Below are 10,484 nucleotides of genomic sequence, written 5' to 3'. Positions count from 1 at the left end.
GTTCGTACCATCCCTGGTCCAGGATGGCCTTGTTCAACCCTGATTTGGCCTTCACATTGTGTCCGGGCTCTTCTACAGTGCCCTTTGCCGAACGGGTCATATTCCTGACCAGCAAATTTTCAATTACTACAATTCCAAATTTCCTGCTGATCTCTGTCGTCACCTTGTGCAGATAGTCCTTGCGAGTATTGGCAACCTTATCATATATTTTCGCTATGCGAGCCTGAACCTTTTTGTAGTTCGAAGACCCCTTTTCCTTTCGGCTCAACTCCTGTTGCAGACTGGCTATCTTCTCCTCGTATTTGCGCAGGGCGTCTATAGGCACTATGAAGCTGCCATCCGAAAGTGTCAGCAAGCGTACAACGCCAGCGTCCAGACCAACGGCCTCCTGAGACGGGTGTACAGGATCGGGAATCTCGATTTCCGCAATGATGGATACGTACCAGTGGTCCGCTTCAAGCGAAACCGTTACGTTCTTGGGTGTGCCTTGAATGTCCCGGCTTTTTTTGTAGCGAACCCAACCGATCTTGGGAAGATAGATACAGCTGTTCCCCTCATCCAGCTTGAATCCCTGTGGATAGCGGAATGAGTCATCACGCCCCCTTCTCTTGAATTTCGGAAAACCGACTGTTTCGCTCTCCCGAAATCTTTTGACGGCCTGGTCCAGATCCTTCAGCCTCTGTTGCAGAATCTGGGAGTGAACATCTGCAAGAAAGGGAAAAACTTTTGCTTCTTCCTCCGATTCTTTCTTTCCCTTCCAGACCATCAATTGATCACACAGGGCGTGATACCCCAGAAATTTTGTTCCCTTGTCAAGGGCTGTCTTCTCTTTTTCAAGGGCAAGATTCCAGATCAGGCGGCAACAACCAGCGAATTGCCGAAAGAGATTTTCCGTCTTTTTGTCTGGCAGGAGACGAAAAGTGAAGCCCTTGTGGATAATCTTCATATTGCAAATATCACTTTTGTGCGAAAGATATCAAAGGATTGAAACGGTACAGCATCGTGAATCCTCCTCTATGCCGATTTGCTCTTTGATTGTCACAAACGCTGGAGAGCGGTTGGCAAGGTCTATTCAGACTCTTCAAAGGAAATATTCCTTGATTATTGAGTGGCTGTCAAGAGCTTTACCTGTTTTTTTAGTATATGTTTAGCGATTTAGCTTTTTAATATATGGTATATTGTTTTTTTTTCTATGAAATAACTGCCAGCACGCCTCAGAGGGGTAGGGTCGCCGATGTTTCATTGATAGGGGTGTGCCATTCGGCACATGGGGAGAGTTCTATAGCTCTGACACGCAGGACATTAAGCAGACAAAGGCTGGCGGGCGCCTTATATCCCCGTCCTGAAGGACTGGGCTTTACGGCGCATTTTGGTAATCAGACTTCCTGTGACGCTCTCCCTCCATGCATACAGTCTGCAAACTGCATCTTGAGGGAGCAAGGGAATATCGTCTTTTGTTTGTAGAATCAAAAGATATTACTTGTGCACTTTGTACGCAGGTGAACCTGAAAACAGGAACAAACAACTACCATAAACAACTAGGAACTGACCCAAAAGGTCTATGCTGCAGTGGCAAACCAGATCAGTCAGCGCGGCTATACGGCCCCTGTGGATGTCCTGATGGAAATAGGCATCCTGACCAAACAAAAGTACGAGGAGTGGCGCAATGGTCGCGTGGACTATCTCGAACGTGTCTGCACAAGCAATCTGAGCAAGCTCTCCCTTGCGCCATGCACGAGATTCGCTCCTGTGCGTAGAAAATGGGCCTGAAACCCTCGATTAGCCAGTACAGGCAATGGGGCGGGAAGGGAGCAAAGCGCCCGTTGCGCTTCAGCAAGAGCGGGAATCCGGGAATAGAGAAGTGGTACGCGACGCACTTTGTGGACGAAAAGAGAGTCGCGGCCCTGAAGGCACAGCAGCAAAAAGCCCCGGAGGGTGAGTAGGCATCTCTGTGGCTGTCCTTGGCCTTTTTTCACAAGGAAACAGTCATTTTGGGCACAGGGCCTTGAGTTTTGCAAGGGACGGGGCTATGCCTTTCCTTCCCACAATGCACAATATACCGGTGCTGGCCCGAATATGCCAGCGTGTGACCGGTTTTCCTTCTTCATCACGCAGGCCAAGGTTTCCCAATGTACATGATCTTTGCCTCCCTGGCACCCATCTTCCTCATCATTTTTGTTGGCTTTATCATAGAAAGAATCCACTACCTGCCCGAGAGTACGGGTGATGGCCTAAGCTACTTTGCCATCAACATCTGTATTCCCTGTCTGCTCTTCCACATCATGTCCACAACAACACCAGAACAGTTTTCGCAAGGCAACTGGTGGCTTGGCATGATTGGCTCACAGGTGGGAGCACTTGCGCTCTTCTTCTGCCTTGAGAGATATTTGCGCAAAAAGGATGTGGGCCCCTCCATGATCTCCAGCCTGTCTTGTGTGTTCTGCAACGCTGGCTTTGTGGGCCTGTCGGTCATCATCAATCTCTTTCCCGACAATCCCAAGGCCCTGAGCGGGGCAGGGCTCTCGGTTGTTGCCTGCAACGTGGTGGTTGTCATCGGCCAGATGGTCATGCTCGGCTGGTCACGGCAGAAAAAAATGCCGGACGGAAGGCACATCAACTTTGTCATACCCTTGCGCATCCGCATCTGGCGCTTCATACGCCGCTTCATCCTGGGCAATTCCCTTGTCATGGCAACCGTTTTCGGCCTGTCCATAGCCTTTCTGGAAATCCCCCTCTGGGAGCCCCTGGACAAGGCCTGCGCCATGCTTGGCTACGTGTCGCCCACCTGCATGCTCTTTGCCCTGGGGTTTTCCCTGCGCAAGAACTTGAGGGAAGCCTTCAAAAGCCACAGCATATCCCTGGGACACCAGATTTGGATGATGGGCTGGCGCCTTGTGGGCCTTCCCCTGGTCACGCTGGCTGCCTTGAGCCTTTTGGACTGCGATCCGATCATGATCACTGTGAGCGTCATCATGATGGCTACCGGCACGGCCGTCATGGTCGCCTCCCTGGCCCAGGTCTACCAGGCAGTTCCCGGGCAGGCCTCACTCACAGTGGCCGTGACCAACATTTTGAGCCTCTTTTCCCTTATGGGCGCCATCTGGCTCTTGACCTGGCTTGAACTCATGCCCCCCATGGCAGCCCTGTAGACCGAAGACAAATGTCGTCCCGAAGCCTGGGCAAAAGAGTAGCTTGATCCGGCCTTTGGGCAACGCTATACCCTGGGTATCCATCAAAAATCCATTGCCTGAAGTCAGGCAGCAAGCACGGTGCGGACAATAGCTCTTGCTCTGCGCCCAATCCAAATCACAAGGAGAAGAAGATGGCAGACATGAAAGCGAAGTATCTTGGCGGCCTGCGTGTCGAATGCACCCATATTGCCAGCGGCACGACCATCATCACCGACGCACCCGTGGACAACCACGGCAAGGGCGAAGCCTTTTCGCCTACGGACCTGTGCTCCACTGCCCTTGCCACCTGCTGCATGACCATCATGGGCATCTACGCCCAGCAGCACGACGTGGACATCACGGGCACGGAAATCAGCATCACCAAGACCATGAGCGCCAATCCCCGCCGCATAGGCAAGATCCAGGTCATCTTCGATATGCCCGACAGGGAATACACGGACAAGCAGAAGGCCTCCCTTGAGCGCTGCGCCCACACCTGCCCCGTGCATTTGAGCCTGCATCCCGAAACAGAGCAGGAATTTGTTTTCAACTGGAAGAAATAGGCTTGCACTGCCCCGGGCCGCAGAGGTCCCGGAAAATATATGCCCCGTTTAGCCAGGGCTTTCTTGGCGAAACGGGGCTTTTTTCATGCCAGACGTGGCATGGGAAAGGGCTTTGTTTTTGCCTTGCTACGCGCCCCAGGCAGCGCTGTTTTGCGCGTAGTAGCGCTTGACCTTGCGCAGGGCTGTGGGGATGTCTATGCCCTGCGGACACATGTTGTCGCACTTGCCACAGTTGAGGCAGAGGTCTGCCTCCTGCCAACTGTTGCGCAGCATGAGGTCGTAGTTTTTGTCGTGGATCCCGCCGGTGATGTTGAAGAGTTTTGTCGTGTTGTAGATGGTAAAATTGTCGCGGATGGCGATGTAATGTGGGCAGGAGCAAAGGTTGCACTGAGTGCAGGGGATCTCGAACTGATCGAAGAGATACTTGCGCACCTTGTCGATGACAGCCAGCTCCTCGCAGGTGAGCGGTGTTTCGGCTTCCTCTGCCAGGCGCAGGTTTTCCTCCACCTGCGCCATGGTGCTCATGCCGCTCAAAAGGAGCGAGAGCTCCGGCTGATCCCATCCCCAGCGCAAGGACCAGGCCGCGGGGGAACGGTCTATGCCGCTCTCGGCAAAGATTTTCTTTGCTCCCTCGGGCAGGGCGTCCGCCAGAAGGCCGCCCATGACAGGCTCCATGGCGACTACGCCAAGGCCCCTTGCATGGGCCTTGCGCAGGCTTGCAAGGCCAGCCTGGAAGTTCACGTCGTAGTAGTTCATGACGTGCTGGCAAAACGACCAGTCGTAGTAGTCCAAAACCTCGTCGAAAAGCGCAGGCTTGTCGTGGAAGGAGAAGCCCACGTAGCGCACCTTGCCGCTGGCAAGGGCCTTGTCCAGGAAGTCGCCGAGATTTTGCTGCAAGAGGTTTGCCCAGCGCGAAGAATTGATCGTGTGGACAAGATAGAAGTCCACGTAGTCCGTCCCAAGGCGCTCCAGCTGTTTTCAAGGAAGGAGTCCATGTCCTCGCGGCTCTTCACAAGCCAGATGGGGAGCTTTGTTGCCACAAAGACCTTGTCGCGGCCCACTTCCTTCAGCACCTTGCCCACAAAGGGCTCGGAGGAGCCGCCACCCTCGAGGCTCGTGCTGTGGTAGGGCCAGCTTGTGTCGAGGTAGTTCACACCGTTGTCGATGGCGTGGCGCACAATCTTCATGGCAGCGTCCACATCCACCACCCCGTAATCGTTGTTCACAACCGGCAGGCGCATGTTGCCGTAGCCAAGGACAGACACCTTTTCGCCTGTCTTGCCAAAAGTTCTGTAAAGCATGTTCTTTCCCTCCTCTTTGGGGTTTGGAAGACATGTACTACAGATTCTTTCGCTTTTGGCACACACGTTTCTTCTCAATGATTGCCTGATTGTGGCAAAGAAGGCCCTTTGGGCAGCAAAAAGGGCAGCCTTTGTGGCTGCCCGAAAAGAAGGAAGAAGTGAGCCCTAGCGCGTTGCAGGCTGGCCCTTGGCCATGGCCTTTGCGCGAAAGACGTGTGCGCCTGCACCCGTTGGAGGATTGCCACTCACGATGAAGAGTTCGTCTGTACCAGGCACAAGGGCAAGGCTTGTCGTGAGAAGATGTGCGCCGCTGTCCCTGCCCGGGAGAAGGATTTGCCCCTTGGGAATGCCCAAGGCATCGAAGACAAGGACGCGCCCATGGCCGTACATCGCAACGTAGACGTTGCCTGCCTCGTCCACGCGCAGGGAGTCCGGAGCAGGGCCGGCAAAGCGGTAGGGAATGCTTGTCCCAACTGGTGTGATCCTTGTGGGTGTTGCAAGGTCCACACGGTAGAGCTGGCCGCGGGCAAATTCTGTCACCCACAGGGTGTGGCCATCCTTCGAGAGGCCCACGCCGTTGGCCTGGGCAAGGCCTGTCAGTACTGGCGTGATTGTTTTGCCGTCCGGGGCGATGTAGTACACGCCGCCTGCGGGATCCGTGGCAGAGCCCCTGAAGTCTGTGAAATAGAGACCGCCGTAGCTGTCAAAGGCGAGATCGTTGGGAAGATAGCCCTTGTCCGGGCCCACTATCGTCTCGAGTTTTCCGTCCGCTGTCAGGGCGTGTATGCTGCCCCTGTTGTTGTCCAGGTTGATGGCGGCAATGAAGAGGCGCCCATCCTTGTGCAGGGCAAGGCCTCCGGGGGCCACTGTGTCGAAGCGCACAAGGACGCTTGTCTTTTTGTCAGCGTCGAGGCGCAGCACCACGCGCCTTGTCACATCGCAAAAGAGCAGGTTGCCCTTGCCATCGGATATGGCTCCTTCCAGGGTGTGGCCTTCGCTGCTCACCTGATGGTAGGGCACAGCCTGCATGGCAGGGAGATCCCGTTCAGCCAGGGGAAGAGGTGCAAGGCTCGTGGAGACAGGCCAGGCGGCAAGAGGGGCAGGTCCTGCCTTGTCTGTTGGGGCAGGCTGTTCGGCATGAACCTGTGCCGCAAGAGAAAGACAAAGGACACAGGCAGGAAGAATGTGTTTCATCAAAATAGGGTAAATCGGCGCCGGGATTTTTGTCTGATATGGAGAGTGCGCCGCCTCCGGGCTGCTCTATGCGACAAATTCTCCCGGCCCGCAACAAAAAAAGCTTGTCCTGTGTCACATGGTACGCGACGCAGCGTGGGGCAAGAGACAGTCGGTCCCAGAGCCCTATTGCTCAATTTCCCTGTAGTTCCAAGCAAGGAGCAGGGAGAGCAGGGCGCAGATGGGGTAGACAAGGAAGGAAAGGGTGAAGGCCGATCCTTCAGCGATCCCTTGGGACGCAAGGTATTCGAGAAGCGAGCCTATGCCCTGCTGCATGAGAGCCCCGCCTATGAGCGGAAACATGTTGATGAAGCCGCAGACAGTGCCTGAGAGGGCAAGCGGAAAGAGGCTCTTTGCGCCGTCGAAGATCACGGCAACGCCGCCTGTGGCTGCCGTTGCGAGCAGGAAGAAGAGCGCGCAGAGGATTGGAGCAGAATAGCCCTCAAGGCCGGTCGCAAGGGGGATGGAAAGGAGCGTGCTTGCGATGGAGAGGCCAAGGAAGACGGGCTTTCTTTTGCCCGTAGCTGCGGCTATCCAGGTGAAGATGGGGGTGGTGATGATGGCAATGGCAGCCGGAGCCAGCACCCATCCAATGGTTGTGGCGTCCATGCCTGCTACGCATGTCAGGTACTGTCCTGCCCACAGGCCCACAAAGGAGAAGTAGAAGCCGCCCTGCAAGAGGTACCAGAAGCCGAGCAGCCAAACCTGGCGGTTGGAAACTATGGTCTTGAGCATGCCCGCTATTTCCCTGCGCCGCAGGGGCACTGTGGCGGAGTGGTTTCCGGGCGGGGCATCGCGCACTATGATATGGACAAGGACGGCCAGAATGCCCAGAAGGGCTGCCATTCCCAGGAAGGGCACTCGCCAGCCAAAGGCCTCGGAGAGGGTCGCAACCGGTGTCGTGGCAGCCCAGTAGCCGAGGCTGCCCACCACAAGAGCCAGGGCCGTCATTCTGCCGAACAAATGTACCGGGAACCAGACGCTGATGAGCTTCATGAGCGGAACCGACACGAACGAGAGCCCAAGCGCAGTGAGAACGCGCCCTGCGCAGGCAGTGAAAAGGCTTTCCGAGAGGGCAAAGCAGAGTGTTCCCGCTGCGGCAATGACCAGGGCAAGGCTCATGCAGCGGCGGGAACCTGCCGTATCCACAAGAATGCCTGAGGGAATCTGCAGCGCCGCGTACGTCCAGGAATAGGCTGCGCCCAAAAGCCCCAAGGCTGCTGCGTCTGCACGAAGGGTTTGAGCCACGTCGCCGGAGACAGTGGCAAGGCCGACCAGCTGCAGTGAATTGAACAGCTTGGCCGCAGCCATGACGCAGAAGATGCTCCACGCACAGGTGAGGACGGATTTGGACATGGATGGCTCCCTGAAACGACAGAAGGGAAAGAAACTGTGTCTTTTCTTCTACGGCCGATGCTTCTGGGAGGCAATGGGAAAAGGGCTCAAGAGGCGTTGACGCCGTTTTCAAGAGCGCATAGCTTGTCCAAAGCGACCCCGATTGCTCTGGTTTCGAGTCACGGGGTAAGCTTGAAGGGCCGCTCTTGCCTATTGCTGGGGAACCGTGAGACGCGCCCCGACAACGCCGACAAGAATCAGCAGCAAAAAGCCTGCCTGCGGCAGCGATATGCGATCCTGGAACAGGAACATGCCGCCGACTGCGACGCCTACGGAGCCGAGACCTGTCCAGATGGCATATGCCGTGCCCGCGGGCAGGGAACGCATGGCGTAGGCCAAGAGTCCCATGTTGAGAAAGCTCAACACAATGGGAACAAGGGCTGCCAGCTGGGGACGCGCAGTTGTTGGGACCCACTTGAGACTCAGTCCCCAGAGGATTTCCGTGACGACAGCGATCAAAAGGGCAATCCATGCCATAATACATGTGCTCCTTGCGGCTTGCTTGGTTGCACGAGCAAGCGGAAGCCAGAAGATCCTACTCGCGTTCCTCCCGCAAGGAGGTGATGGAAGCTGTCTATCAGCAGTGCGGAAAAAGGGCAATACCGTTTTGGCCTAAATTCCCGGGTCGTCTAACATATTCTACGCTCGCAGTAAGCTCTTTCTAACGAACAATACCTTGGTTAGTATTTGATTTTGCTTAAAAAAATTATTTTATTTAAGCAAAATTTTCTTGACATTTTGTAGACTATTTTATATAATACTTGGCTATTAAAATAGTCTACGGAGGTAGATATGATATATAGGCATCTTATCGTAGCCACGCCCAGGGGCTGCTATGTTCAAAAAGTCCACGACAAGAAGACCGGAGAAGTGACTGAGCTGAAGGTCTACCTCTACACTGAGCATTTCCGTAACAGGGCAAACGGCAATATGCCCTCACACAAATCCAAAGCGATTGGCTCTTGTGTTTCAACTGCTGATACATCCAGGATGTATCCTAATGACAATTATTACACACTAGTAGATACAAACATTCCAGAGAGTGTCCTTGAAGTGCGCCGTGAGGCAGAAGCAAGGAGGGCTGCGAGACAGCCCAAAAATAGGGTTGAGGGCGCGCGGACAAATCAGGCAAATGTTTCAAATCCCATGCAAGCTGTCCTGTTCGAAGGAGAACAAGTAGTCCAGGGAACAGCCCTGTTGCTTGGGTTGCTGGCAGACAGGATAGGTATAACGGACGCGTTAAAAGTGGCCTTGCAGGGCAATTCTCAGTTACTCTGGGCAATCATGGCCATAGCCGCCATGTTTTGCGAAGGACAAAATGCCTTGATGCATTTGCCCGACTTCATTTCTCGTAATTTTGCTGGGGCATTGAACATGGATGACCGTCGTGCCAGCGAAGTGTTCTCAGCTATCGATCGCGGTATCAAAAAAAGGTTTTTTGTCGAATGGATCAAGAAACACAATCAAAAGGAGGGTACTGTATTCTATGACGTTTCGTCTATTTCAACATATGCTCAGGACATAGAGATTGCCGAGTACGGATATAATCGTGATCATGAGAACCTGCCGCAAGTTAACATAGGTTTACTTGTAGATCAAAAAAGCAGACTTCCTCTCTACTTCTGTCTATACAATGGTTCGCTTAATGACGCTACTCAACTACCGTATGTTTTACAAGATCTTAAGGAAATGGGTCTGTCAATAGGGTTAATCTTTACTATGGACAGGGGATTTGGTGACTCTAAGCGAATACATTTCTTGCATAGTCTTGGTTTCAAGCTTCTTGTTGGCATATCCTTATCACGCACTAAAAGTTTATATGAACTAGTAGATATTGCAATTAATAATAACAGTCATATATCAATTAATAATATGCTCCCTGATTTTGAAAACACATTTGGTCTTAAACAAGAATATACTTATAATGGTGTTAAAGGTGTTTTAATGTTCTTTTTTGATAAAAATCGGGCTGCACTTGATAGTACAAAAGTTTGTCATGCTTATAGAAATCTGAATGATAAAATAAATGAGCTTGAAGAAAAATATCGCGATAAACCTTGTAAACTCCCTGCTAAGGAAATATTTAAATTTAAAAAATTTTTCTCTGTTACTGAGGATAGTTCTTCTTCATATGGATGGAAAATTAGTCATGATGATGAAAAATTTCGTTTATGGTATAATAGATGTGGTTGGTTTTGTTTATTTACAACTGATATTTCATTGACACTAAATGAAGCTTTGTTAAATTATCGTGATAAAGAATGTATTGAATGTACCTTTGATACAGGGAAAAATACTATGGATGCACGCAGACTACGTACACATAATGATTATACTGCTGAAGGCAAAATGTTTGTACAATTTATTTCATTGGCGTTATTTAATTGCATGTATAGTGCTTTAGCTTTATTAAAAAAGGCTGATACGAAACACTTTGGAAAATTTACAATGAAGCAATTGGTTCAATCCTTTGCCAATCTGCAGTTCATTTATGGCAAAGATAAAAAAATAAGACTTTTAAAAGCACCTACCGCACTACACCAGAAGCTTCTGGATGCATTGGGGATAAGTGTTGAGCAGTTTAAGGTAGATGCTCAGGCAGAGCTCCCCTCAAGCTAAGCTGCCTCGGTTTGTGTACTATCTTGCTTCGGGAATTTAGGAGATAGCCAACTTGTTTGCCTGAGCTGGACATGGCCCCTCCTGGTTGTCCGATAGTGCTAGGTCGTGTTGACAAAATCAAAAATCAGCCAATCTGACTTCGACTTTGCCATAAGAGGTTATATTTCATACTGTATCACTCCAGTTTACCAGAGCGGTCCACA

Annotated in this window: 10 protein-coding genes and 1 pseudogene; 5 read left to right on the top strand and 6 right to left on the bottom strand. The window is 52.1% G+C overall.

Annotation, left to right across the window (positions count from 1 at the left end; translation table 11 throughout):
- Nucleotides 1-946: RNA-guided endonuclease InsQ/TnpB family protein (locus B5F76_RS13945; RefSeq protein WP_144268503.1), on the bottom strand; the 946-nt coding region annotated here is incomplete at its 3' end.
- Between the two features lie 623 nt (nt 947-1,569).
- On the opposite strand from B5F76_RS13945, the gene B5F76_RS15225 reads away from it, so the two are divergent.
- From B5F76_RS15225 to B5F76_RS13925, 4 genes are all read left to right on the top strand, one after another.
- Nucleotides 1,570-1,770, top strand: a complete 201-nt coding sequence (locus B5F76_RS15225) for a hypothetical protein (RefSeq protein WP_204218435.1) — start codon at nt 1,570-1,572, stop codon at nt 1,768-1,770.
- Nucleotides 1,761-1,943 carry a hypothetical protein gene (locus B5F76_RS15220; protein WP_204218434.1) on the top strand — a complete coding sequence of 61 codons (183 nt, stop codon included), beginning with the start codon at nt 1,761-1,763 and terminating at the stop codon, nt 1,941-1,943. Before B5F76_RS15225 ends, B5F76_RS15220 begins: the two co-directional genes overlap by 10 nt.
- A 186-nt stretch (nt 1,944-2,129) precedes the next feature.
- Nucleotides 2,130-3,149, top strand: coding sequence for an AEC family transporter (locus B5F76_RS13930; protein WP_087355645.1), 1,020 nt, complete (start codon nt 2,130-2,132; stop codon nt 3,147-3,149).
- Between the two features lie 173 nt (nt 3,150-3,322).
- A complete protein-coding gene (locus B5F76_RS13925) occupies nt 3,323-3,733 on the top strand; it encodes an OsmC family protein (RefSeq protein WP_087355643.1) in 411 nt (136 codons plus the stop codon).
- A 126-nt stretch (nt 3,734-3,859) separates the two neighbouring features.
- On the opposite strand, the gene B5F76_RS15425 is transcribed toward B5F76_RS13925, so the two are convergent.
- The 5 genes and pseudogenes from B5F76_RS15425 to B5F76_RS13905 form a co-directional block, all read right to left on the bottom strand.
- Nucleotides 3,860-4,165: a 4Fe-4S dicluster domain-containing protein gene (locus B5F76_RS15425; protein WP_342633814.1), complete on the bottom strand. Its 306-nt coding sequence runs from the start codon at nt 4,163-4,165 to the stop codon at nt 3,860-3,862.
- A gap of 54 nt (nt 4,166-4,219) precedes the next feature.
- Nucleotides 4,220-4,974: pseudogene (locus tag B5F76_RS15420) on the bottom strand (aldo/keto reductase); the annotation flags it as partial.
- A gap of 225 nt (nt 4,975-5,199) precedes the next feature.
- Nucleotides 5,200-6,228, bottom strand: coding sequence for an SMP-30/gluconolactonase/LRE family protein (locus B5F76_RS13915; RefSeq protein WP_087355641.1), 1,029 nt, complete (start codon nt 6,226-6,228; stop codon nt 5,200-5,202).
- Between the two features lie 165 nt (nt 6,229-6,393).
- Nucleotides 6,394-7,623, bottom strand: coding sequence for an MFS transporter (locus B5F76_RS13910; protein ID WP_087355639.1), 1,230 nt, complete (start codon nt 7,621-7,623; stop codon nt 6,394-6,396).
- 189 nt (nt 7,624-7,812) lie between these two features.
- Nucleotides 7,813-8,139, bottom strand: a complete 327-nt coding sequence (locus B5F76_RS13905) for a DMT family transporter (protein ID WP_087355638.1) — start codon at nt 8,137-8,139, stop codon at nt 7,813-7,815.
- A gap of 315 nt (nt 8,140-8,454) precedes the next feature.
- Between B5F76_RS13905 and B5F76_RS13900 the strand changes: the two genes are divergently transcribed.
- The gene (locus tag B5F76_RS13900; RefSeq protein ID WP_087355636.1) at nt 8,455-10,281 is read left to right on the top strand and encodes an IS1634 family transposase; all 1,827 of its coding nucleotides are present in this window, start codon (nt 8,455-8,457) and stop codon (nt 10,279-10,281) included.
- Nucleotides 10,282-10,484: the final 203 nt, after the last annotated feature.

The organism is Desulfovibrio sp. An276 (assembly GCF_002159665.1).
Classification (GTDB): domain Bacteria; phylum Desulfobacterota; class Desulfovibrionia; order Desulfovibrionales; family Desulfovibrionaceae; genus Desulfovibrio; species Desulfovibrio faecigallinarum.
This window is presented reverse-complemented; position numbering and strand designations above follow the sequence as displayed.